This is a genomic window from Bradyrhizobium guangxiense, assembly GCF_004114915.1.
Taxonomy (GTDB): Bacteria; Pseudomonadota; Alphaproteobacteria; order Rhizobiales; family Xanthobacteraceae; genus Bradyrhizobium; species Bradyrhizobium guangxiense.
This window is the reverse complement of the sequence record NZ_CP022219.1, coordinates 3,820,856-3,844,139: the sequence shown is the minus strand read 5'-3', so window position 1 is coordinate 3,844,139 and position 23,284 is coordinate 3,820,856. Positions and strand designations below refer to the sequence as shown.

Below are 23,284 nucleotides of genomic sequence, written 5' to 3'. Positions count from 1 at the left end.
CCCTGATGCGCCGATGGTTCCTGCCGTCACCGCGCCTCGACCGCGATGATCACGCCTTCATTGCCGCGGAGCAGGATGGAGGCGTCCGGCAATGGCGCGGGCGGGCGATCGAGATGCGTCGACAACAGCAGGCGGCCGCGACCTTGCCAATGACATTTCCGCGGCTCGGCCGCGATGTTGAGCACGACCAGAAATCCGCTGCCGCCGTCGGTTCGCTTGTAGGCGAGAATATCGTTCTGAGCACGCAGCGGCTCATAGCCGCCCCGGCGCAGACATGCATGCTCGCGCCGCAGTGCCATCAGCGCGCGAAACAACATCAGCATCGAACGCTCGTCGCGCTGCTGCGCGGCGACGTTGGCGGCGCCATCGGGGCGCTCCAGCGGCAGCCACGGATCGCCCGTCGTGAAGCCACCTTGGGGACTATCGTCCCAGCGCATCGGCGCACGCTCGGGATCGCGGCAAAGTTCGAAGCCGGGCACGAGCTTCTCGAAGGGATCGCGAACGCGATCGGACGGGATAGGAACGCGCTTGCGGCCGATCTCGTCACCCATGTAGAGGAAAGGCGTTCCCCGCAGCGTCATCAGCAGCATCGCCAGCACGCGCATCTGCGCTTGCCCGATCCTGCTGGCGATCCGCTGCTTGTCGTGGCCGCCGATCACCCAGACCGGCCAGGCCTGCTCCGGGATGGCGTTGAAGTACGCGTCGATCGCCGCCTGCAGCGACAGGGCGTTCCAGGGCGTGTCGAGCAGCGCAAAATTGAGCGGCAGGTGCAGGCGCGGCTTGCCGTTGCCGTAGAAATGCCCGATGCGGTCGGTCTTGCCCTGGACCTCGCCGCAGAGCATCCGGCCCGAGTATTCGTCGATCACCTCGCGGATGAATTCGATGCAATCCATCGTCTCCGGCCGATCGTCGGTAAACACGGGCGTCTGTCGCTGCGGCGGCGGCTTGCCCTTGGCAGCGGGATTGGCGGGATTGTCGCGCAGCAGCGCGTCCTTGATCAGGACGGCGCTGGCATCGACGCGGAAGCCGTCGACGCCGCGGTCGAGCCAGAAGCGCATCACATCGGCGATCCCGGCGCGGACCTCTGGATTGCGCCAGTTGAGGTCGGGCTGCTCGACCAGGAAGGAGTGATAGTAATATTGCCGCCGCGCTTCGCACCATCCCCAGCCGCTGCCGCCGAAGCGGCTCAGCCAGTTGTTGGGCGGGCCGCCATTCTCCGCCGCGTCGGCCCAGATGTACCAGTCGGCCTTGGCGCTGTTGCGCGAGCTCGCGCTCTCGAGGAACCAGGCGTGATCATTTGCGGTGTGATTGGGCACGAGGTCCAAGACAAGGCGGATGCCGTTCCCGTGCAGCGCCTCGAGCAGGCGGTCGAAATCACCGAGGCTGCCGAAGGCGGGATCGATCGCGCAATAATCGGAGATGTCGTAGCCAAGGTCGCGGAACGGGCTCTTGTAGATCGGCGTCAGCCAGACGGCGTCGACGCGGAGCCATTTCAGGTAGTCGATGCGCGATATCAGCCCGGGGAGATCGCCCTTGCCGTCGCCATTGGAGTCCTGGAAGGAGATCGGTGCGATCTCGTAGATGATGGCGGATTCCCACCACGCTGCTTCGTCACGGGACTCGACGCTCATCACCCTGCTTCACCTCATTATGCCCAGCGTGGGAGGCGATCTGCCTTGCCGCCGTTCGGACGCTCTCGATGCCCTTGGGGAAACCGCTGCGGGTCGGATAGAGCTTGCGCCGTGCGTCGCGCGGCGGACGGCGCGGCTTGGTGTCCTGCGCGGCGCGGTAGTCGAGCATGGCAATGCCGCCGACCATCAGCAGCGCCAGCGCGATATTGCCTTTCCTGGGATTGTCTGCCGTCAGGCCCGACAGCAGCGCGGCGGCATCGAGGCCGTCGCCGCCGACACGGGCCCAGAGGCCGGCGTTCTTGTCGACCGACAGCGACATGATCCCGGCCATGATCTCGCGCACGCCAAAGGCTCGCACCAGCGTCTCCTGGCCTTCCATGCCAAGCGTTTCCGTGACGCGGCGCGGCGCGAACAGCTCGACGACGCCGAGGCCAATGCTGAACCAGCCGAGCGCACGGGCGAGCTGATCTGCGGACCGCTTAAGGCTCGGCCCGCCTTCGACGATCTTCGGATCGCCCTTGGTGCGCACGATGTTGGAGAAGTGAAACATGGCTTGCTCCTTCAGGGTTTCAGCACGACCTTGACGCAGGATTCGCGCTTGTCGCGAAACACCTGGTACATCTCCGGCCCCTGCTCGAGCGGGACGGTGTGGGTGATGACGAAGGATGGATCGATCTCGCCATCCTCGATGCGGCGGAGCAGGTCGTCGGTCCAGCGGTTGACGTGGGTCTGCCCGGTCCGCATCGTCAGGCCCTTGTTCATGAAGGCGCCCATCGGCAGCATGTCGGACAGACCGCTGTACACGCCCGGTACCGAAATGATGCCGCCGGGCCGGCAGACATAGATCATCTCGCGCAGCACGTGGGGCCGGTCGCTCTCCGCCATCACCATCTGCTTGGCGCGGTCGAGCAGGGTGTCGGGCAGCGAGGCCATCACATGCGATTCCATGCCGACGCAATCGATGCATTTTTCCGGGCCCTTGCCGTCGGTCAGCTCCTTGAGCCGCTCCAGCACGCTCTCGGTCTCGAAGTTGATGGTGGTGGCGCCGCCGGCCTCCGCCATGCTCAGCCGCTCGGGCAGGCAGTCGATTGCGATCACCTGATTGGCGCCGAGCAGGATGGCGCTGCGGATTGCCATTTGCCCGACCGGGCCGCAGCCCCAGATCGCAACCGTGTCGGTCGGCTCGATGTCGCATTGCGCGGCGGCCTGCCAGCCGGTCGGGAAGATGTCGCTGAGGAACAGCAATTGCTCGTCGGGAATGCCTGATGGCACCTTGATGTGGGTGGCGTCCGCAAAGGGGACGCGCAGATATTCGGCCTGGCCGCCGGGATAGCCGCCGGTCAGATGCGTGTAGCCGAACAGGCCGGCGGTAGTGTGTCCGAACACCTTGTCGGCGAGATGGCGCTTGCGGTTGGTCGTTTCACAAACGGAGAAATTGCCGCGCTTGCACTGGTCGCATTCGCCGCAAATGATCGTGAAGGGCACGACGATGCGGTCGCCCTTCTTCAGCTTGCCGTCGACGCCGGAGCCGACCTCGACCACTTCGCCCATGGTCTCGTGGCCCATGATGTCGCCGGGCAGCATGCCGGGAATGAAATTGTGAAACAGGTGCAGGTCGGAGCCGCAGATCGCGCAGCTGGTGACCTTGATGATGGCGTCGCGCGGGTCCTGGATCTCAGGGTCTGTGACGGTGTCGCAGCGAATGTCCTCCTTGCCGTGCCAAACCAGCGCCTTCATCTTCCGTCCTCCCGGCTGAACCAGTTGGCACTTAAGTCCAGGAATGAACGATGGTTGCTAGGCGACGTGCAATTCTTCGCAGGCGCGCCTGATAGGAACGAGATGGCGGCGGCGTGATTAGGCGTCATCATCCCACTCAAGGACCTCTGCCATGCCTGCCAATCAACTCGCCGTCGTCACCGGCGCTTCCACCGGCATCGGCCTGGAACTCGCACGGTGCTGTGCCCAGGCAGGATTCAACCTCGTCATCGCCGCCGATGAATCCCAGATCGAACGGGTGGCGGTGGATCTGCGCCGGCTCGGCGGCAGCGTGGAGCCGGTTGAGGCCGATCTTTCCACCACCGAAGGCGTCGACAAGCTCTGCGCCGCGGTCGGCGACCGGCCGATCGACGCGCTGCTCGCCAATGCCGGCGTCGGCCTTGGCAAGGCGTTCCTGGATCAGGACTTCACCAGGATCAGACATCTGATCGACACCAACATCACTGGCACGCTCTATCTGATCCATCGCGCCGGCAACGAGATGCTGCGGCGCAAGTCCGGGCGCATCCTGATCACGGGTTCGATCGCCGGCTTCACGCCGGGCAGCTTCCAGGCGGCCTATAACGCCAGCAAGGCGTTTCTGGACTCGTTCTCGTTCGCGCTGCGCGAGGAGCTGCGCGACAGCGGCGTCACCGTCACCTGCCTGATGCCGGGCGCCACCGAGACCGAGTTCTTCCGCCGCGCCGGCATGATGGACACCAAGGTCGGCACCGAGAAGAAGGACGGCGCCTACGATGTGGCCAAGGCCGGCTTCGATGCGATGCTGCGCGGGGAGGCCGATATCGTCACGGGCCTGAAAAACAAGATCCAGACCACCGTGGCCAACGTGACGCCGAACGAGATGCTGGCCAGGCAACATCGCAAGATGGCCGAGCCGGGCACCGCGAAGTCGTAGCGCGATACCCCCGTAACCACCGCGGAGCGGCGCCGGCCCATCCTGCGGCTCAGAAAGCAGAACGCCGATTCACATAGCCTAATGCGCCGCGGCCTCGAACCCGTCAAATTGTACGGGCTGGAAAAAGAAGGGGGCTGTCATGGCGATGGATCGCATCGAACAGGCCTTTGTCGCAACCGCCATCACCGGGTTTCTTGTGATGATGGCTGCAATTGTCTGGATGATGATGAGCTGATGCGGAAGGGCTTGCGGTTTTGCGCGTCGCGCTACCTTATGCCGCGGTTCTGCTCTGCCTGGCGGTGACCGTCTGGCTCGCCTTCGCGCATCTGTTTTGATCGCCTGTCGAGAATGGTATCGGCTGTGTAGATCATCGGACGTCGCTCGCGTTGCAAGACTGGTTTGCAAGTCGCGGTAACGGCGACGCTGCGCCGCATCATTTCCTTCGATCGCCGACGAGCTTCGCCACGTTCTGCGCCATCGCCACGATGTCGATCGGTTTCTCCCAGAGCGGCACGTCCTTGAACTCTGCCCCGATGCTGACGGTGTCGTAGCCGGTGGTGAACACGAAGGGCACGGAGCGCGCCTTGAGCTCACGGGCGATCGGAAAAATCGGCTCGGTGCGAATATTCACGTCGAGCACCGCGGCATCAAGGGCGCCGCCATTGTTCAGCATCTCGACCGCATCCTCAATGTGGCCGACGGGACCGGCGATCTCCGCGCCGAGCGCGCGCAGCGCCTTCTCGATGTCATCGGCAAGAAAATATTCGTCCTCGACCACGAGGACCCGGCGGTCCGCCAGTGGTGCGCGTTGACGGGATGGCGTCGGTGACACGGACATGATCCCTCCAGCAAGCCGTACGGACCGATAGGAACATAGGGCGGGGCGCCGCCTTGGTGCAAAACGATGGAAGCGAAGGTGGGTTCCATGGGCAACCGCGACATCATTGTCATTGGCGGCTCGGCCGGAGCCACCCAGCCGTTGAGGCAGATTCTGGGCCGCCTGCCCGCGGACCTGCCCGCTGCCATCCTCGTGGTCCTGCACATTCCGGCCCAGGGCATCGGCATCCTGTCGACCGTTGCCAGCAGCGCCGGGCCGCTCCCGGTGCGTCAGGCCGAGAACGGCATGAAGATCGAGCCCGGCAACATCTATCTGGGCGCGCCGGACCATCACCTGCTCGTCGCGGAAGATCGTATCGTCCTCGGCCGCGGCCCCCGCGAAAACATGGTCCGTCCCGCGATCGACGCCCTGTTCCGGTCGGCCGCGCTTCATTATGGCCCGCGTGTGATCGGAGTGCTGCTGAGCGGCCTGCTGTCCGACGGGGCTGCCGGTCTCAATGCGATCAAGCGCTGCGGCGGAATGACCGTCGTCCAGGATCCCTCGGACGCCGTGTCGGATGAGATGCCGCGGCGTGCCATGGAGGCGACCACCGTCGATCTCTGTGTTCCCGGCGCCCGCATGGGCGACGTGCTCTCCGACCTCGTCCGGGAAGAGGCAGGGGCGGCGCTGCCGATCCCGCCCGAGATCAGGCTCGAGGTCGAGATTGCCGCCGGCGACCGGATCGGCAGCGACAATCTCATCTCCGTGGCCGATCCGGTCGCGCTGACCTGCCCGGCCTGCGGCGGGGGGCTGTCGGAGGTCAAGGACTCGCGCCCGATGCGCTTTCGCTGCCAGGTCGGCCATGGCTTCACCGCCGATGTTCTTGGCAAGGAGCAGGAAGGGCGTGTCGATGAAGCCCTGCGGGTCGCGCTGCGCATCATCGAGGAGCGGGCGGAGCTGGTGCAACGCATGGCCGCCGATGGCCGGCGCAGCGGCCGCTCAGCAGTCGCTCAGATGTATGAAGCACGTGCGGTCGAATATCGCGAATATGCCGACATGATCCGGCGTGTCGTGCTAAAGTCGCTCGATCCTCCTCCGGCTCGCAAGCGGGAGGCTTGAGGCTCCGTCATGGCTATGTCCCTTGCCGAACGCGCTGAGCAGCTCAATGCGGAACAGCGCCTGCTGGAGAAGGCCGATCAGGGCATCGATGACGGCTGGCGGCGCATCCGCGATCAGGAGGATCGCGTACGCGAGCTGATGGCGGGCGGCCAAGATACGCGCCAGGCGCAACGGCTGGTCGATCTGCTCAAGCAAACCCTGATCGAATGGGAGCACCATCGCGTCCTGATTGAGCAGCGCGTCAATTATCTTCGGCAGGATGTCGAGACGAGATCGCCGGAAGCCGGCTGACGGCGAGCTTCCTGAACTCTGTGCCGAGTTCGATAGTCTGGTCGAGCTGCCGCCTCGTGCTGCGCCGCCAACTGACGTTCTCGTCGACAAGCCGGTCGGCTGTTGCGATGGCGTCCTCGGCCCGGTCGATCAGCTCCGCGAGTTCGTCACGCATCTGCATCGGGTTCCTGGCCTCCCGGCCCAGTATGGACTTTTTCCGCCGGGCCCGACGGCACTCGGACCGGGAATCGAACGGAGCTTCGGGACATTTTCGCCTTTGATCTGTTTGGATTATATCGATTTCTGCTATTTGCAGGAGCCGGGCCCCTGTTCGTCCCGGTCAGCGAAAGAGAGCGACCAAAGCCATGAATGAAATCGGCGACCAGCCGGTCGATGGAGAGCGCCATAGCAAGGTCCCGCTGATCATCGGCGTCGGCGCATCGCCTGGAGCCCTGGACAGTATCGAGCGCTTCTTTGCCAAGCTGACCGTCGGGGCCGACCAGGCCATCGTGCTGGCGCTTCAGCATCATGAAGCCTTTGACGAGCCGCGGCTGCGCGGCATCGTGCAGGGATCCAATGGCGGCAAGGTCGCCGACATCCGTGACGGCCATGCGATCGAGGGTGGCACGATCTATCTGTGCCCGCCGGCGATGATCACCACGATCCAGGGCGGCCGCTTCGCGATCCGCAAGGCCGAGCAGGCCCCCGGGGAGCGCGCCACCATCGACAGCTTCCTCGTGTCGCTGGCTGAGGAACGCGCCGAGCAGTCCATCGGCGTCATTCTCGCCGGCACCGGCGGCGACGGCACGCTCGGCACCGCGACGCTGAAGGACCACGGCGGTCTCGCCATCGCCGAAAAGAACGCCGGCACCGACGAGGCCGAGCATCTGGTCGATGGCAACACGCCTGCCGCCATCGCCGACTACGTGCTGCAGCCCGAGGACATTCCCGAGCACATCCAGGTCTACGCCCGTCATCTCAGGCGCCTGGAGGAGAAGCAGGGCTTCGACGAGGTTCTGGCCGCGGCGGCAACTTCGCTGTCGCGCATCGCCGACATCCTGCGCAACAAGACCGGCAACGATTTCCACGGTTACAAGCAGAACACCTTTCTACGCCGGGTGCAGCGGCGGATGCAGGTGGTCCGGATCGACGAGATCCCGGCCTATGTCGAATTCCTGCGCAACGACAAGGACGAGGCCCAGCATCTCTTCAACGACCTCCTGATCGGCGTCACCGAATTCTTCCGCGACAAGCGCGAATTCGAGGTGCTGGAAAACCACGTCATTCCGAAGATCTTCGAGAACAAGGGCGCTGGGCAGCAGGTGCGCGTCTGGGTGCTGGGCTGCGCCACCGGTGAGGAGGCCTATTCGATCGGCATTCTCCTGCGCGAACACATGGCACGGATGGATTCCGTGCCGCAGGTGCAGATCTTCGCCACCGACATCGACGGACGGGCGCTCGCGACTGCGCGCGTCGGGCGCTACCGCACCAGTATCGAAGCGGACATGACCAGCGAGCGCCTGGCGCGCTGGTTCGTGCGCGAAGGCGACACCTATTGCGTGGTCAAGGAGCTGCGCGAGATGTGCATCTTCTCGCAGCACAATGTCATCAAAGATGCGCCGTTCTCCAAGCTCGACCTCGTCTCCTGCCGCAATCTTCTGATCTACCTTAATGCAGAATTGCAGAACCGGGTCATCCCGCTGTTCCATTTTGCGCTGTTGCCGGAGCGCTATCTCTTTCTTGGCAATTCCGAGAACGTGACGCGTCACCCGAAGCTGTTTGCGCCGGTCGATCGCCGCGCACGCATCTTCAAGAAGCTTGAAACCGGAACGCGGCTGCCGCCGGAATTTCCGATCACGGCCACGGCGGGCAGGGTGCCGGTCGAAGTGCCGCCGGTGCGCTCGTTCGGACCCGACGTCGGATTGGAGCGGCGCGCACAGCGCATCGCGGAGCGCTATGCGCCGGCCTATGTCATCACCGACGAGAATTTCCAGATCCTGCACTTCTCCGGGCGAACCGGCCGCTACATCGAGCCGATGGCGGGCACCGCTACGCTCGATCTGCTTCAGCTCGTGCATCGCGATCTCCGGCTTGAATTGCGCACCGTGCTCAGCCGTGCCGCGGAAACCAATGAGCCGGCTCATGCCGAGCAAGTGCAGCTCGGGGTCAACGGCCACCGCGTCCTCGTCGACATCGCCGTCGAGCCAATCCAGGAAAACGCCGGTGGCCATCGCAATTTCGTCGTGCTTTTCAAGGACGGCCCCGTCCACGCGATCGAGGCGAACCACAACAACCCCAACGCACTGGTGCGCACCGAACACGTCGAGCGCCTCGAAAGCGATCTGCGCGCCACGCGCGAGCGTCTCCAGGCCACCATCGAGGAGCTCGAGAGCACCAATGAGGAGCTGAAATCCTCCAACGAGGAATACCAGTCTCTCAACGAGGAGCTGCAATCGGCCAATGAGGAGCTGGAAACCTCTCGCGAGGAGTTGCAGTCCGTGAACGAGGAGCTGACCACGGTCAACGGCGAGCTGGCGCACCGGGTGCAGGAATTGACGCGCGCCACCAGCGACCTCAAGAATTTCCTGGAGAGCACGCAGATCGCCACCATCTTCCTCGACAATGACCTGCGCGTGATGAACTTCACGCCTGCGATCACGCAAATCCTGCATCTCGTCGAGACTGACACTGGCCGGCCGATCGCCCACATCAAGGCTCGCGTCCCCATCGAGGAGCTCTATGAGGACGTGCGCCGCGTGCTGCGCACGCTCGCCAGCGTCGAGCGCGAGCTGAGCGCGCCGGACAGCGGCACGCGCTACATCGTGCGCATCCTGCCTTATCGCAGCATCGACAACTTCATCGCCGGCGTCGTCATCACCTTCATCGACGTCACGGCGATCACCCGCGCCGAGGAGCGGCAGCGCCTGCTGCTGGCCGAGCTCCAGCACCGCGTCCGCAACACCATCAGCGTGGTGCGCTCGATCGCACGCCGCTCGGCGGAATCGAGTTCCACGGTCGAGGAGTATGCCGCCCATCTCGATGGCCGCCTCAACGCCTTTGCCCGCACCCAGGCGCTGGTGACCCGCGATCCCGAAGGCGGCGTCGACCTCGAATATCTCGTGGTCGAGGAGCTGCTGGCCTACAACGCCCGCGAAGGTGAGCAGATGAGGGTCATCGGCCCGACTGTTCGCTTCCAGCCCAAGGCCGCCGAGACCTTTGCGCTCGCGATCCACGAGCTTGCGACCAATGCGTTGAAATATGGCGCCCTGAGTCAGCCGGGCGGGCGCATTGAAATCAGCTGGCGCGTCGACGAAAGCACGCAGCCGGCGGAGCTGGTGTTCGAATGGCGCGAGCGCGGGGGACCGCAGGTCAAGCCGCCGCCGAAAAAGGGTTTTGGGACGGAACTCCTGGAGCGTACACTCGCATTTGAGTTCAAGGGGCACACTACGCTGGCTTTCGACCCGGCGGGTCTGCAATGCACCATCACGATCCCGCTCAGTAAGCGCGCGTTCCACACACCGGTGGTGGCTGGCTGATGCCGTTGTCGATGTCCGATCGCAGCCTGGTGGAGCCGGCCATTCGCCGGCTGAATGCGCTGAGGCCGCTATCCGCGGAGGGCCGCACGTCGCTCGAATATGCGATGCTCGAAGGGCTCCAGCGCGCCGGAGCCGGCGAGGACCTCATCTCTGAAGGCGATCCCGTCGATAGCGTCCGTTTCGTGCTGTCGGGCTGGCTCTGCCGCTACAAGACGCTCGAGGATGGACGGCGCCAGATCGTCAATTTTGTCTTTCCGGGCGAGAGCTGCGACGCGCATGCCTTCTTGCTTCCGGTGATGGATCATTCCATCGCGACGCTGACGCCGGTCGTCTATTCCGAAATCAAGCGCGCACGTTTCGAAACCCTGGTGGCGGGGGACCGCTCGCTCGCCGAGGCGTTCTTGTGCGAGACCCTCGTCAACAACGCCGTCCAGCGCGAATGGGCGATCAATCTTGGCCGCCGCACGGCCCTGGAGCGTGTGGCGCATTTGCTCTGCGAGATTGTCGAGCGGCTTCGCCCTGTCGGATTGGTGGACGGCAATTCCTGCAGCATGCCGGTGACGCAGATGGACCTTGCCGACGCCACCGGCCTTTCCGTCGTCCATCTCAATCGAACTGTTCAGGAGCTTCGTGCGTCCGGCCTGATCGTGCTGCGCGATCGGACGTTGATCATCAACGATTTGGGCGCGCTCAGGGAGGCGGCGCTATACTCTCCGAGCTATCTGCAGATGTATCGAGGAGCTGAAGCGACGCGGTGAGGTCCGCGCTTGCCTCGCTCACGCTCTCGGGAACGTCAGGTCCGAGCGGGAGCTCGCCGCTCGCGATCATCACGGTTTGCGAGGCTGCTCGTCCGGCAAATCGTCATCTTGTTCACTTGGAAAAGGTTCGTGAGTTCGTCGGCCGAGAAACGTATCCGGCAGGGGGAGATCCAGGGCTTTCCGCGACTCGCGCATGGCGTCGCGAACCTGCTCCAGGTGCTTCGCATCCGACTGCAATGGATAATGAGTTTGCTTCGCCATAAGGCGCTCCCCTGTTTGGCAGGCGGGAGCGCGAACGGTCTCTCAGCCACCAGCGCCTACGGGCAGAGCCTCAGCCGGTGATGAACCGACCATAGACTGGCCGCGGCGTTTCGGCCAGCGGAAACGGGAGGTCTGCCAAATTTACAAGTCCGGCCCTCCCGGCTCTCGGTTGAAGAGGGGGTCGCAAAGGTTGTGAACACTTGATCCAGGTTAGTCAGAGAAGCTTTTTGAGCGATTGGCTCGATTTGAGTAACCTATGCAAGAGACCGCTCGTGAGCTTTGAGGCATCATGGCGGATGCCTGACGCCCTGTTTGCCCGCGCCACACGCGCTATCGAGGAAAGTCGCGCCCTTCGGGAGCAGCATAGACGGCTTGCGGGTTACTATGGCGAGACCGTAAACGATTTGCGTCTGGCCATCATGGACAGCGCCATGCTTCGCTCCGAGATCAGGGCGCGTCGGGACAACGAGGAACCATAGTCCGTTTTTCCGCAGAAGCGCGCAACCGTGCCGCTGCTGGAACGTTGATCATCTGCCAATTTGTGCAGCCAGGCACCCATCAACGTCAGAACGCAACGGCGCGCTCGGCCTCATGCACCAGGAGACGCCTGATGACGACGCGACAACGGTTCAAGCAAAGAGATTCTCTGGAAATCCGGCTCGCGGCGGAGGCGGAACGGTTGCGGAAACAAGCGAGTTCGCTTCCTCCCGGTGCAATGCGTGATGAGGTGTTGCGCAAGGCACGCCAGGCGGAAACCGGGTCCCAGATGAGCGAGTGGCTGCGCTCGCCGGGCCTGCAGCCGCCGGACTAAGCTCAGCGGCCGTAAAGCGAGCAGGCGGCACGCGCCGGGAACGGGTTAGATGTCGGCGCGTACCGATGCGCTGGTGTCGTGGGCAGAAACCGGAAAAATGAGCGCCACGTCCATCGTCCCCGTTGTGTCCGGTTGTCACCCGGCGGTGCCTTCCGTCAACGCCGCTTCGCGGCTTTGGTTCGCCGGTTGTAGGGTGAACGGTTCGCGGGGCGCAGCGAAATTCCTTCGCGCTGCGCCTTGCTGCGAATGGCTGCGACCGGGCGCTGCAGCTTGATGCTCATCACGCCGGTTGGCGTGTTGCCCTTGGCGAGCTGCTTCAGCTTGCTCACATCCGCAGGCGTCCACGGCTGACGTGCGCGGCGCTTGTACGCGGGATTGGCCTTGCGCGGTCCCTTGCGGCCGATCGGTGAGCCCGGCCGTTTCCATGCTGCTCTTGCCATGATGACTCCTCCTTCAAGTCGCTGTTGAACACACGAATCAGCATTTCGGTTCCGCCGCAGTCAGGACGTGTGGTGGCCGGCTTAAAATCGCGCAGCGTTAACTTATTGAAATGCTGGAACCGGTTCTCGCAGCGGAAGCTATCAACGTTGCCGGGCTGGGCCGCCCCAACCGGCAAGCGACTGAGTGACAACAACTTGGGCCCCGGCGCCCAATCCCCCCGCCGGGGCCCACTTCCCTCACTAAAAATCCCGTGTGAAAGTCAGATGACCGCCAAACGTAACCGCAGGAAACAGACCCAGTCGCTCCAGGAGCGGCTCACGACATTCGCTGAAAGCGCCCGCGAGCGCGCCCGCAGCCTGCCGCCCGGCAAGGAGCGGGAGATGCTGCTGCGGCGTGCCAAGCAGAACGAAGTGACCTCGAACCTGACGGAGTGGCTGAGCGTACCCGTCTATCCAAGGCGAGGACAACCATAATGGGAAGCTTCAAGCACTACCGCGCGTTCCAGATCGATCCGGACGGGCACGTGTTCGGATGCATCAACCTCGTCTGCGACAACGACGAGCAGGCCAAGCGCGAAGCCGCCGGGCTCGTGCTGGTGCACCGCATCGAGCTGTGGCGGCTCGATCAGCGCATCGCGAAATTCGACGTGGCGCAGGACGTGCTTCGGAGTTAACGGAAGGAACCGCGCGCTGCGCCCTGGGTTGGTCGGACCATACCGACTTCGCCGGGAGCCAGCATGACGGACACCGAAATTCGCAAAGGCATGCCGCCCGTCAAGCTGTCGCGCGAAGAGTTCGAGCGGCGGTACAGGAGCCAGTTCGTCGATCCCGCCTTTGCCCCGCTGCAGCGCGAGCTCGATGTCATCACCGGTGCAGCCTGGGACGCCTACAGCCACTCGCGCAAGGCGCCGTTGACGCGGAAGGCGGGCGCAGGTTTTTCCGATCCCGACTACGACATCGCCATCGACTGGCTCGATGCGCGTGCAAAAATCCTGGACGCGCAACGACGGCACGACGATGCGAGCGAGCCGCCGCGCATCCTTGTCATCAACGGCGCGGCCCGCAGCGAGCACACCTGTCCGGGCGAGATGTCCAAGCCCTGGCGCCTGGTCAAGCTGGCCGAGCCTGTCTTCACCGAGATGGGGTTCGCCGTCGATATCCTCGATCTGTCGCGCCTTGTCTCGGAGTTCGGCAAGGCGATCCATCCGTGCAAGACCTGCGTCGGCACCGCCATGCCGCTCTGCCACTGGCCGTGCAGCTGTTATCCCAACTACTCGCTGGGCCAGACCCACGACTGGATGAACGACATCTATCCGCTCTGGGTCGCCGCCCGGGGCATCCTGATCGTAACGCCGGTGAACTGGTATCACGTGCCCGCCGGCCTCAAGGCGATGATGGATCGGATGGTCTGCGCCGACGGCGGCAATCCCGATCCGACCTCGACGCATGGCAAGAACGCCGCTGAAGCCAAGGCGTTGGAGCTGAAGGGCTGGCCTTATCCGCGCCATCTCGCGGGCCGTCATTTCGGCCTCGTCGTGCACGGCGATGCCGTCGGTGCCGAGGGCGTGCGTCGCACCTTGTCGGACTGGCTGACCGACATGCAGCTGATCTCGGCGGGGCGCTTCGCGGAACTCGACGGCTATGTCGGCTACGGGGAGCCGTATGCCACCTCGCATCACGAGCTCGACGAGAACAGGGAATTCCAGCAGCAGGTGCAGAATGCGGCGCGCGCGCTGGGCCATGCAGTCCGGCTGGCGAGAAGCGGGCGTCTTCAGGAGCCCGGCGCCGGTCTTGCGGACCCGAACCCCAAATGACCGGCGCGCCGCCGCTCGATTGCCTGATCGTCGGCGGCGGCCCCGCCGGACTGATGGCCGCGATCTATCTGGCGCGCTTTCGCCGCAACGTCTGCGTCGTGGACGCCGGCGCGAGCCGCGCCGCCTTGATCCCGCGCAGTCACAACGTCCCGGGCTTCGTCCATGGCGTGCCCGGCACGGAATTGATTGCACGCATGTCGGCGCAATTGGATGAGCTCGCCGTCAAGCGGGTGGCGACCGAGGTCACCGCATTGCGGCCGCACGACCATGGCTTTGAAGCGATCTGGAACGGTCGCGCGCATCAGGCCGCCACCGTCGTTCTCGCCTGCGGCATCGTCGACACCCATCCGCCATTCGCCGAATGGCGCGCGGCAGTTGGTGAGGGGCTGCTGCGCTACTGTCCCGTCTGCGACGCCTTCGAAGCTGCTGACCGCCGCATCGGCGTTGTCGGCCCGCTGCAACGCGCTGCCGGCAAGGCGCTCTTCCTGCGCGGCTATTCGCGCGACGTGACGCTGCTCGCAACCGGCCCGGATGACAGAGAGGCCGCAACCTCGGAACTGTCCGAGGCGGGAGTCGGATTCCTGTTCGCGCCCGATCTCAACTTGACGCGGCGAGACGGCGGCGTCCAGGCGGTCCTTGCGGACGGCCGGACCGTCCAACTCGACATGATCTATCCCGCAATGGGCGCGCAGGTACGATCGCAGCTCGCGATGTCGCTGGGCGCCGAACATACGGAGGAGGGTTATCTGAAGGTCGACGACCATCAGCGCACGTCGATTGATGGGCTCTACGGCATCGGCGACATCGTCACCGATCTGCACCAGATTTCGGTCGCGTTCGGTCACGCCGCGATTGCCGCCTGCACGATCCACAACAGCCTGCCGCGCCGTCTGGCGTGACGCAGCCGCGCCGGACAATCAACCGGAACCTGGAACGAAGCGTGCCGCCCCGCTTTGGTCGAGCGGAGCGGGGCGCGCGATGGAGAGAACGGATGACCCAATCCGAAGACATGACCCGCTGCATCGGGCTCTGCATGAGCTGCTACCAGACATGCCTCGGCACGGCGATGAACCATTGCCTCGAGACCGGCGGCAAGCACGTCGAGCCAAAACACTTCCGCCTGATGACGGCCTGCGCCGAAATGTGCCGGACGGCGGCGCATTTCATGCTGATCAACACGCCGCATCACAAGCACACGTGCGGCGAATGCGCCGAAATCTGCACCGAATGCGCCGAGGATTGCGAGCGGGTCGGCGGCATGGACGAATGCGTCGCGATGTGCCGCTCCTGCGCCCAATCCTGCCGCGCAATGGCGGCGTGAAGGACGAAGCCCATGCTGGAAGAGAAACTCAAGGACGCCATCATCGGCGAGCTGCAGCGCCAGGCCGCCAACCGGCCGCAGGCGCTCAAGATCGAGGGCGCCAAGGATGCGAGAGGCTCGGAAGAGCTGACCGTCAACGGCAGAATAGACCTCGGCGCGCTGGTCATGGTGATCGCCGGATCAGTCGCGGGCGGGCCTTGAGCCATCGCCTCAGCCGTATTCCTCGCCGATACCGTATTCCCGGTAGATCTCCAGCGGGTCGAGGTCGGGAAACAGGCGGCACTTGGCCTGGGCGAGGTGCAAGCTCACCGCCGCCGGCTCCTTGCCGTTCGCGAGCAGCTTGCGGATGTCCTCCATATGCGCGTTCGGCTGGTGCTTCGGTTCGAGCTGCTCCAGCGCGACCAGAGCGGTCGCGAGAGCCTCGGTCAGAACCCAATCGTCGTGGCCGGTGATTCCCTTCTTCGGCATCGGCAAGACCCCGGATATGGCGGCACGGCCAAGTCTATGGCCAAGTCTATCGTGACTTCCGTCAAACCGCCAATGAGCCGTTGCGGGCGCGCTGCGCGGGCAGGGCGATGGCTTGCATTGTGGCCGCGTGTGGCTAAAAGGCGGCGACTTGCTGTATCTTTGTTGAAACAAAGTTGGCATAGACCGGGGCCGCAATGGGCATCCGGCCGGCCCTGCCGGTCTGGTTCCTCCGCACCCCGAATTTCGCAACACGATCCCGGTTGCGCCCGCTCAAGGCTCGAACCAGCATGGTCTTTCTCAGCTTCGTCTACCGCTTCTTCACCAACTTCGCGTTCATGGCGGTGGTCTATTTCAGCCTGAACTTCATGGAGAAATATCCGAACCGGGCGATCCTTGCGATCCTGGTGCTGGTCTATGCCGCCATGCGCGCCGTCTCGACGCTGCGCGCGTTCTACTTCTTCCAGAAGGTCGAGAGGCTGGAAGCCGAGACGAAGCGCCTCCAGGGCCCGATCAATGACGGCTCCGGAGGAACGAACGCGCGCAAGCAGATCGTCGTCGACGTCGCGCGGCTGCGGCGCGACGGCGAGCTCAAGTCCTACATGGACCTATTCTTCCTGGCGCTGATCGTGCTGCTCTGCGTTGCCGCCATCCTGCGGCAGTAGGGGCTAAGCGCGCTTCTTCAGGCTGGCGACGCGGGTCGGGCGCGGCGTACCGCTCTTGACCTGCGCGGCATGCTTGGGCGCGGCCGGTGCCGCATGCGCGGCGTGGCGGGCCTGGGGCCTGGCTGTCTTGCCCCGTGCGACCTTGCCCTTGGCTGCCTGCGGCGCCTCGGCCGCCATCGCCATCCGCGTCGCGGCACGCCGCGACAGCGTCGTCGACAGCAACACCTCGACCGAGCCTTCCGGGATTGCAAACAGGGCGCGGCCGGGCACGGGCAGGGTGGATGCGAGATCGATCTGCCCCTTGGCCCGGCGCGGCAGCAGCGACTGATGCTCGGCCTGCGCGTTGAGGTCGGCGAGCGAGGGCGCCGGAAGCGTCCGCGTCTCGGTGAACACGAAGTGCGGGACAGCCGGCCAGCGCGCGATCGGCACGGTCTCGCTCGGCGGATGCAGCAGCCATTCGACCGGCGTGGTCGGCGTCGCCGGCCGGTCGGCGGTCGCCGGTACCACATGCACGATGCGATAGCCGCGCGCCTTGAGGTCGCGGATGATCTTCGGCAGCGCCGCCACGGTGCGGGCCTGGATGTCGTGCAGCAGCAAAATGCCCTTGCCCTTGGCCTCCAGCCGCTGGATCGCGAGCTGATAGACGCGGTCGGACGACACGTGGCGCCAATCGTCGGCCGGGAAGTCGGCGCTCCACACCTGGATGCCGCGCGAGTTCAGATGGTGCTCGACGCCTTCGGCGCGCATCAGGCCGGGAATGCGGAAGAACGGCGCCAGCTTGGACGGATCGGTCATCGCGGCCGAGGTCCACTCGATACCGCCGTTGATCTCGGCCTCGAATTTCTCGGCCGGCATCCGGTCGAAGGTCAGCGGATGGTTCATGCTGTGGGTGCCGACGGTGTGACCCGCCGCCACCAGCTTGCGCACGCCTTCGGGATTGGCCTTGGCCTGGCTGCCGATGATGAAGAAGGTCGCCTTGATGCACTCGTCGTCAAGGATCTTGAGAACCTGGTTGGAATATTTCGGCAGCGGACCGTCGTCGAAGGTCAGGACGACCTCGTGGTCCTTCAACGGCAGCGTCTCGCGGTACTGCATGGTGCCGATCAGCGGATGCTCGCGCGGATCGACCACCAGGGTGCGGGACGTCCCGAGCGCGTCCGGATGGCCCGGACAGTCGGCCGCACGCGCCGCCGGCGATCCGATGGTCGACAATCCAAGGAATCCGCCGAGGCAAAGGACGATCCACGATCGCGTCCGCAAAACAACGCTACTTCCGATCATGAACCCGGTCTGCCCTCATGCGCGATTGCCGCCATAGTAGGTCGGAGACATCCGGAAACGGTTCAGGCGCCACGAGCCCTTCCCGGTATGAAGTCCCCGTCCATTTGCAGGGGGTAGCATGAACAGAGTGTTAATAGGGCCCAAATCACCCCATTTTGCGCCGGCGTGACATTCCGGCATCAGCGCGCGTCGGCATTCTTCTGTGACGTGCCGGGCGGTACGATGTGGACGATCCGGTAGCCGTTCTCGCGCAAATATCGCAGGAAGGCCGGCATCATTGCGGCCGTGCGCGCCTTGTTGTCGTGGAAGAGGATGATGCCTTTGCCGCTCGCGGCGAGGCGTTCGGTGACGAGTTTCAATTGCTGCTCCGGCGTCATCTCCTCCCAGTCGCTGGCCCATAGATCGGCCCCGAACACCACGATGCCGCGCGACTGGAGCAGATCGAGCTGCGCTGGTGTCGACTCGAAATAGGGGAAGCGGAAGAACGGCGTCGAGGGCGTCGTCGTCGAGGTTCCGCGCAGCGCCATCTCGTCTGCGGCAATGCCCCGGTCGATGTCGGCCGTGGCCTTCTCGAACGGAATATGCGCCATGAGCGGATGCGAGTAGGAGTGATGCCCGACGGTGTGGCCCTCGCGGGCGATGCGTTTGACCATGTCGGGATGCTCGGAGGCGTGCTGGCCGATCAGGAAAAAGGTCGCTCGCACGCATTCCTGCGCCAGCGCCGCCAGCACCTTCGGCGTCGTCGGCGGGTTCGGCCCGTCGTCGAAGGTCAGCACGACCTCGTGATCGGCCAGCGGCAGCGTCTGCGGAAAGCTCTTCAGGCCGACGCGCGGATAGGTCTTGGGGTCGACGCTGATGACGCGCGAGGTGCCGAGCGCGTCCTTGCGCGGGCACTCGGCGGCCTCCGCCGCGACGTTGCTGATGACGGTCGCGGCGAGCGCGCCCGCCATGGTCGAGGTCCACCTCAGTCGCAGCATCTTTGTCATTGCGCTTGGCTTTGCCTTGTGGGTATTGCCTGAACAATCAGCTCACACCACCCGTTCCAACCTGTCAAACGGCGAGGCGCGCCATGGATGAACATCTGGACGTTGCCGCCCCCGTCGCGGATTCGGTACTCGACCACGTGCCGATGCGCAATGAAGACGGCGAAATTCGTCACGAATTCGTCGAGGAGATCGCGCGTGCGATCGAGGCTGGCGACAGTGCCTTGCTGCGCGCCTGCGTCGCCGAGCTGCACGAGGCCGATCTCGGCGACCTGATCGGCGCCCTGGAGCCCGACGACCGCGTCCGCCTGGTCGAGCTGACCGGGCGCGACTTCGACTTCTCCGCGCTGAACGAGGTCGACGAGGCCGTCCGCGAGGAGATTCTGGAGGAACTGCCGCCGGAGACCGTCGCCGAGGGCGTCCGCGAGCTCGAATCCGACGACGCCGTCGAGCTGCTGGAGACCCTCGACCAGGCCGAGCAGGAGGAGATTCTCGAGAAGCTGCCGCTGAAAGAACGCGTCGCGCTCGAGCGCAGCCTGCTGTACCCGGAGAATTCCGCCGGCCGCCGCATGCAGACCGAGTTCATCGCCGTGCCCCAGGATTTTACCGTCGGCCAGGCGATCGACTACATGCGCGAGACGCCGGATCTGCCTGATCGCTTCTACGAGATCTACGTCGTCGACAAGGACCAGCACTGGCAGGGCGCCGTCCCCCTCGACGTGCTGTTGCGCGCGCGCCGGCCGGTCGCGCTGACCGAGCTGACCGACGAGGATCGCCGCCGCGTCTCCGTCCTGGAGGACCAGGAAGAGGTCGCACGCATGTTCGGCAAGTACAATCTCGTCGCCGCGCCCGTGCTCGACACCCAGGACCGCCTGGTCGGCGTCATCACCGTCGACGACGTCGTCGACGTGATCGAGGAGGAGGCGGACGAGGACCTCAAGGCGCTCGGCGGCGTCACCAGCGACGAAGAGCTGTCGGATACCTTCCTGACCATCGCGCGCGGCCGCTTCAACTGGCTGTTGGTCAATCTCGCCACCGCCTTCCTGGCGTCCTCCGTGCTCGGCCTGTTCGAGGGCCAGCTCGAGAAGATGGTCGCGCTCGCAGTGCTGGCGCCGATCGTGGCGAGCCAGGGCGGCAATGCCGCCACCCAGACCATGACGGTGGCGGTGAGGGCGCTGGCGACGCGCGAGCTCGGCTCCTCCAATGCCTGGCGCGTGGTGATGCGCGAGGCGCTGGTCGGCCTCGTCAATGGGCTCGCCTTCGCGGTGATCACGGGGATCGCGGCGGTGGCCTGGTTCAAGATTCCCGGCCTCGGCATCGTCATTGGGCTCGCGATCATCTGCAACCTCGTCGCTGGCGCGCTCGGCGGCATCCTGATCCCGATGGCGCTCGAACGGGTCAGGGCCGATCCGGCGGTGGCCTCCGGCACCTTCGTCACCACCGTGACCGACGTCGTCGGCTTCTTCTCCTTCCTCGGGATTGCGACGCTCTGGTTCGGGTTGAGATAGGGCGAGTTGGGACGCCGCGTTCTCTCCACGTCATTGCGAGCCAACGGGTCCGCGCGAAGCGCGGCCCGATGACAGGCTCCGCGAAGCAATCCAGGCTGCCGCTGTGGAGGGGACTGCGTCGTCGCAAGAGCTCCTCGCAATGACAGGGTTGGGCTGGGCTACGGCCCACTATCTTTAATCCGACTTTAAGCGACCTGCCGCATCATCGCCTGTGCGTGGGGGAATGGGCATGCGGTTGCGGCTAAAGGCGGACGGACGGATCGTCGAATTGCGGGATGGGCAGGAATTTCCGGTCCAGCCAACGGCCAATGCCGCGCCGGTTGATACCTCTTCGCTCGCGGTGCGCGATTTGCGCCGCCGCGCCTGCCTGACCCAGATGGAGTTCGCCGCCAAGCTCGGCGTTCCCGTCGAGACCATCCGGAACTGGGAGCAGGGCAAGCGTGCTCCGCGGGGACCGGCCCGCGCGCTGCTCGCGGTGATCGCGCACGCCCCCGAGACGGTGTTCCAGGCGCTCGCCAAAGCCTGACGTCAGGGCGTACCGACCAGCCCTGACACGAACCTCCCGTTAGCATTGCGCCAAATATCCCGCCGGGCTGCCGCGGTCTGCGTTGGCAGGGTCATGGGCCGGGTCCATAATGTCGCCTGATGACGTTTGGGGCTGCCGCAACGGAAGAGGACTCCTCATGCTGTTCGTCGAGGCCAATGGCGCAAGAATTCCGGCGATCGGGCTCGGGACCTGGGAGCTGAGCGGAAGGCCCGCCGCGCGCGTGGTCGAGCAGGCGCTGCGGCTCGGCTATCGCCACATCGACACCGCGCAGGCCTACGACAATGAACGCGAGGTCGGCGACGGCTTGCGCGCCTCGGGCGTGCGCCGTGACGACGTCTTCCTTACCACCAAGGTCTGGACCAACCATTTCGCGCCCCACGATCTCGAGCGCTCGGTCAAGGAGAGCCTGGCGCGCCTGCGGCTTCCCTCGGTCGACCTGTTGCTGCTGCACTGGCCCAATCCCCATGTCCCGCTGGCGGAGACGCTCGGCGCGCTGTCGCATGCCAAGACGATGGGCCTGACCCGCCACATCGGCGTTTCCAATTTCACGGTGGCGCTGATCGAGCAGGCGGTCGCGGCTTCGCCGGAGCCGCTCGTCTGCAACCAGGTCGAATACCACCCTTATCTCGACCAGGCGAAGGTGAGGGCGGCCTGCGACCAGCATGGCCTTGCACTCGTCGCCTACAGCCCGATCGCCAGGGGACGCATCAAGACTGATCAGACGCTGGTCGAGATCGGACGCACCCATCGCAAGACGCCGGCGCAGGTCTGCCTGCGCTGGCTGGTGCAGCAGAATGTCGCTGCGATCCCGCGCACCTCGCGTATCGAGCGCTTGTCTGAGAACATCGAGATCTTCGATTTCGAGCTGTCGGAGGACGAGATGAGCCGGATCGCCGCACTCGCCAACCCCAAGGGCCGGCTCACCGATTTCGGCTTCGCTCCGAAATGGGATTGAGGGGAGACCGCGGTATGCTAACAGCAGGGCGGCAATCCAAGATCAGGCAATGGAACTGCGGTCAATCATACGGACGGACGTTGCTGCGTCGGCGATCGCGCATCTGACGCTGGTGATGCTGATCATCCTGATCAGCGAAGTCCATCCGTTTCGCAGCCAGCCGCCCGAGACCGTCGCGGTGGACATCGTCACGCCGGAGCAGGTGAAACAGGAGGAGGCCAAGGCCCAAGAAAAGGTGGAAGCGAAGGCGGAGGAGAAGGCCAAGGAAGATGCGAAAGACAAGCCGCCGGAGCCCGACCTGAAGCTGCCGAAGCTGGATTTCACCGACAAGGACAAGGCGGAAACGGCGCCGAAGCCAGCGGCCAAGCAGCAGGCGCCATCGCCGCAGCCTTCGCCCGAACCGCAAACGCCCGCGCAGCCACCGCACGAGCAGCCTGCGCAGAAGCCGCGCGAGGCCAACGCGCAGCCGCAACCCCAGTCCCAGCCGACGCCGCAACCGGCACAGCAACCGCCGCCACAGGCTGCACCGCCGCCGGCCTATCAGGCGCCGCAGCCTGACGTCACCGTCAAATACGGCGTCATGCTGGGCCTGCCGCCAGAATTGCCGCTGCAATTGCCGAAAGACGCTCCCAAGGATGACGGCGGCGATGCCAAGGATTCGATCGCGGCCAAGCTGCCGCCCGAGATCATCGCCGAGCTGCGCCGCCATTTGCGGAGCTGTGCGAAGTTGCCCGCCGGACTAAGCCCGGCCGACAACGTTCACATCAAGCTGCGCACGGTGTTCGCGACCGACGGCACGCTTGCGCGTGAGCCGATCCTGATCGAGGCCCCGCCGTCGGCGAAAGGGGTGGCGCTCGTGAAGTCCGCCATGAGCGCGGTTCAGAACTGCCAGCCGTACAAGATGCTGCCCGCCAATCTGTACGGGGAATGGAAGGTCATGGACCTATCGTTCAGCCCGCGGGATTTCGGGTCGTAGCTGTCCCGTGACCCGGGCTACGCGACCGCGCCTGTGTCGCCTCCTGTCAATCCGGCCCGCCCAAAATATTCCGCTTTACCGAAATTCGGTTTTGGCGTATGTGTCGCCCATCCCGGCTCATCCTTGAGGGGCGATCATGTTGTCGTCACGATGCGCGAGCCGGGCTTGCGGTGGACGCGGCAGCGTCGGCACGAGTTGGGGCGGGCAGGGCGGGTAGTCCCTGTGAGCCTGAATCCCGCGTGCAGATGAGCGGCGCTGCTAGGCTTCGTCTCGCTCGTAAGTTTCCGGCTTCGTCGACAGGGCCGGGAAAACTGCGGCGACATGGCGGGCCGTGCGTACGGCAAAACCGTGTGGTCCTGGCCGTCGTTGCTACGGTCAAGCCTTTCGAAGATGCGCGCGAGCCCAACCGGGTGGACGGCATCATCCAATTCGAACGGCGAGGGAGGCCAGAACGA

At 64.9% G+C, this 23,284-nt stretch carries 27 protein-coding genes; 17 read left to right on the top strand and 10 right to left on the bottom strand.

Going from position 1 to position 23,284, the window contains the following annotated elements:
* Positions 1-26 precede the first annotated feature (26 nt).
* Genes X268_RS18255 through X268_RS18245 form a run of 3 tightly spaced genes read right to left on the bottom strand, consistent with a single transcriptional unit; the run spans position 27 to position 3,368 of the window.
* Positions 27-1,631: an alpha-amylase family glycosyl hydrolase gene (locus X268_RS18255; RefSeq protein WP_128926224.1), complete on the bottom strand. Its 1,605-nt coding sequence runs from the start codon at positions 1,629-1,631 to the stop codon at positions 27-29.
* Positions 1,612-2,181: a hypothetical protein gene (locus X268_RS18250; protein WP_128926223.1), complete on the bottom strand. Its 570-nt coding sequence runs from the start codon at positions 2,179-2,181 to the stop codon at positions 1,612-1,614. Before X268_RS18250 ends, X268_RS18255 begins: the two co-directional genes overlap by 20 nt.
* An 11-nt stretch (positions 2,182-2,192) precedes the next feature.
* Positions 2,193-3,368 (bottom strand): zinc-dependent alcohol dehydrogenase, encoded by a 1,176-nt coding sequence (locus X268_RS18245; RefSeq protein ID WP_128926222.1) that lies wholly within the window; start codon positions 3,366-3,368, stop codon positions 2,193-2,195.
* Positions 3,369-3,519: 151 nt separating this feature from the next.
* Between X268_RS18245 and X268_RS18240 the strand changes: the two genes are divergently transcribed.
* Complete coding sequence (locus tag X268_RS18240) at positions 3,520-4,302, top strand: SDR family NAD(P)-dependent oxidoreductase (protein WP_128926221.1); 783 nt, start codon at positions 3,520-3,522, stop codon at positions 4,300-4,302.
* Positions 4,303-4,735: 433 nt separating this feature from the next.
* Here X268_RS18240 and X268_RS18235 read toward each other — a convergent pair whose 3' ends face one another.
* Positions 4,736-5,140: a response regulator gene (locus X268_RS18235; RefSeq protein WP_128926220.1), complete on the bottom strand. Its 405-nt coding sequence runs from the start codon at positions 5,138-5,140 to the stop codon at positions 4,736-4,738.
* An 87-nt stretch (positions 5,141-5,227) separates the two neighbouring features.
* Between X268_RS18235 and X268_RS18230 the strand changes: the two genes are divergently transcribed.
* Positions 5,228-6,238, top strand: a complete 1,011-nt coding sequence (locus X268_RS18230) for a chemotaxis protein CheB (RefSeq protein WP_128926219.1) — start codon at positions 5,228-5,230, stop codon at positions 6,236-6,238.
* A gap of 9 nt (positions 6,239-6,247) precedes the next feature.
* Positions 6,248-6,529, top strand: coding sequence for a hypothetical protein (locus X268_RS18225; RefSeq protein ID WP_128926218.1), 282 nt, complete (start codon positions 6,248-6,250; stop codon positions 6,527-6,529).
* Here X268_RS18225 and X268_RS18220 read toward each other — a convergent pair.
* The gene (locus X268_RS18220; RefSeq protein ID WP_128926217.1) at positions 6,480-6,683 is read right to left on the bottom strand and encodes a hypothetical protein; all 204 of its coding nucleotides are present in this window, start codon (positions 6,681-6,683) and stop codon (positions 6,480-6,482) included. The genes X268_RS18225 and X268_RS18220 overlap by 50 nt on opposite strands.
* 190 nt (positions 6,684-6,873) lie before the next feature.
* On the opposite strand from X268_RS18220, the gene X268_RS18215 reads away from it, so the two are divergent.
* Entirely contained in the window at positions 6,874-10,044 is a 3,171-nt protein-coding gene (locus tag X268_RS18215; protein WP_128926216.1) for a CheR family methyltransferase, read from the top strand.
* A complete protein-coding gene (locus X268_RS18210) occupies positions 10,044-10,802 on the top strand; it encodes a Crp/Fnr family transcriptional regulator (RefSeq protein ID WP_128926215.1) in 759 nt (252 codons plus the stop codon). Before X268_RS18215 ends, X268_RS18210 begins: the two co-directional genes overlap by 1 nt.
* A 69-nt stretch (positions 10,803-10,871) precedes the next feature.
* Here X268_RS18210 and X268_RS18205 read toward each other — a convergent pair whose 3' ends face one another.
* Complete coding sequence (locus X268_RS18205) at positions 10,872-11,063, bottom strand: hypothetical protein (RefSeq protein WP_128926214.1); 192 nt, start codon at positions 11,061-11,063, stop codon at positions 10,872-10,874.
* A 610-nt stretch (positions 11,064-11,673) separates the two neighbouring features.
* Here X268_RS18205 and X268_RS18195 point away from each other — a divergent pair.
* Positions 11,674-11,874, top strand: coding sequence for a hypothetical protein (locus tag X268_RS18195; RefSeq protein ID WP_128926213.1), 201 nt, complete (start codon positions 11,674-11,676; stop codon positions 11,872-11,874).
* 155 nt (positions 11,875-12,029) lie between these two features.
* Here the strand turns inward: X268_RS18195 and X268_RS18190 are convergent, their stop codons facing one another.
* Entirely contained in the window at positions 12,030-12,314 is a 285-nt protein-coding gene (locus X268_RS18190; protein ID WP_128926212.1) for a hypothetical protein, read from the bottom strand.
* A 264-nt stretch (positions 12,315-12,578) separates the two neighbouring features.
* Between X268_RS18190 and X268_RS18185 the strand changes: the two genes are divergently transcribed.
* The 6 genes from X268_RS18185 (at position 12,579) to X268_RS18160 (ending at position 15,650) form a co-directional block, all read left to right on the top strand.
* On the top strand, positions 12,579-12,788 hold the full coding sequence (locus X268_RS18185; protein WP_128926211.1) for a hypothetical protein: 210 nt from the start codon (positions 12,579-12,581) through the stop codon (positions 12,786-12,788).
* Complete coding sequence (locus X268_RS18180) at positions 12,788-12,988, top strand: hypothetical protein (RefSeq protein ID WP_128926210.1); 201 nt, start codon at positions 12,788-12,790, stop codon at positions 12,986-12,988. Before X268_RS18185 ends, X268_RS18180 begins: the two co-directional genes overlap by 1 nt.
* A 63-nt stretch (positions 12,989-13,051) precedes the next feature.
* Positions 13,052-14,128, top strand: a complete 1,077-nt coding sequence (locus tag X268_RS18175; RefSeq protein WP_128926209.1) for a flavodoxin family protein — start codon at positions 13,052-13,054, stop codon at positions 14,126-14,128.
* Positions 14,125-15,027 carry an NAD(P)/FAD-dependent oxidoreductase gene (locus tag X268_RS18170; protein WP_128926208.1) on the top strand — a complete coding sequence of 301 codons (903 nt, stop codon included), beginning with the start codon at positions 14,125-14,127 and terminating at the stop codon, positions 15,025-15,027. The genes X268_RS18175 and X268_RS18170 overlap by 4 nt, the downstream gene beginning before the upstream one ends.
* Positions 15,028-15,119: 92 nt before the next feature.
* A complete protein-coding gene (locus X268_RS18165; protein WP_128926207.1) occupies positions 15,120-15,449 on the top strand; it encodes a four-helix bundle copper-binding protein in 330 nt (109 codons plus the stop codon).
* Positions 15,450-15,461: 12 nt separating this feature from the next.
* Positions 15,462-15,650 carry a hypothetical protein gene (locus tag X268_RS18160; RefSeq protein ID WP_128926206.1) on the top strand — a complete coding sequence of 63 codons (189 nt, stop codon included), beginning with the start codon at positions 15,462-15,464 and terminating at the stop codon, positions 15,648-15,650.
* Between the two features lie 9 nt (positions 15,651-15,659).
* On the opposite strand, the gene X268_RS39510 is transcribed toward X268_RS18160, so the two are convergent.
* The gene (locus X268_RS39510; RefSeq protein ID WP_164937794.1) at positions 15,660-15,917 is read right to left on the bottom strand and encodes a hypothetical protein; all 258 of its coding nucleotides are present in this window, start codon (positions 15,915-15,917) and stop codon (positions 15,660-15,662) included.
* A 287-nt stretch (positions 15,918-16,204) separates the two neighbouring features.
* Here X268_RS39510 and X268_RS18150 point away from each other — a divergent pair, with 287 nt between their 5' ends.
* Positions 16,205-16,579 (top strand): hypothetical protein, encoded by a 375-nt coding sequence (locus X268_RS18150; RefSeq protein ID WP_128926205.1) that lies wholly within the window; start codon positions 16,205-16,207, stop codon positions 16,577-16,579.
* 3 nt (positions 16,580-16,582) lie between these two features.
* Here the strand turns inward: X268_RS18150 and X268_RS18145 are convergent, their stop codons facing one another.
* Together X268_RS18145 and X268_RS18140 are read right to left on the bottom strand one after the other, a co-directional pair.
* Positions 16,583-17,860 (bottom strand): polysaccharide deacetylase family protein, encoded by a 1,278-nt coding sequence (locus X268_RS18145; RefSeq protein ID WP_128926204.1) that lies wholly within the window; start codon positions 17,858-17,860, stop codon positions 16,583-16,585.
* Between the two features lie 179 nt (positions 17,861-18,039).
* A complete protein-coding gene (locus X268_RS18140; protein ID WP_128926203.1) occupies positions 18,040-18,846 on the bottom strand; it encodes a polysaccharide deacetylase family protein in 807 nt (268 codons plus the stop codon).
* An 83-nt stretch (positions 18,847-18,929) separates the two neighbouring features.
* Here X268_RS18140 and mgtE point away from each other — a divergent pair, with 83 nt between their 5' ends.
* From mgtE to X268_RS18120, 4 genes are all read left to right on the top strand, one after another.
* The gene (gene mgtE, locus X268_RS18135) at positions 18,930-20,351 is read left to right on the top strand and encodes a magnesium transporter (RefSeq protein ID WP_128926202.1); all 1,422 of its coding nucleotides are present in this window, start codon (positions 18,930-18,932) and stop codon (positions 20,349-20,351) included.
* 223 nt (positions 20,352-20,574) lie between these two features.
* Positions 20,575-20,877: a helix-turn-helix domain-containing protein gene (locus X268_RS18130; protein ID WP_128926201.1), complete on the top strand. Its 303-nt coding sequence runs from the start codon at positions 20,575-20,577 to the stop codon at positions 20,875-20,877.
* A 157-nt stretch (positions 20,878-21,034) separates the two neighbouring features.
* Positions 21,035-21,853, top strand: a complete 819-nt coding sequence (locus X268_RS18125) for an aldo/keto reductase (RefSeq protein ID WP_128926200.1) — start codon at positions 21,035-21,037, stop codon at positions 21,851-21,853.
* 49 nt (positions 21,854-21,902) lie between these two features.
* A complete protein-coding gene (locus X268_RS18120; RefSeq protein ID WP_128926199.1) occupies positions 21,903-22,829 on the top strand; it encodes a hypothetical protein in 927 nt (308 codons plus the stop codon).
* Positions 22,830-23,284 lie beyond the last annotated feature (455 nt).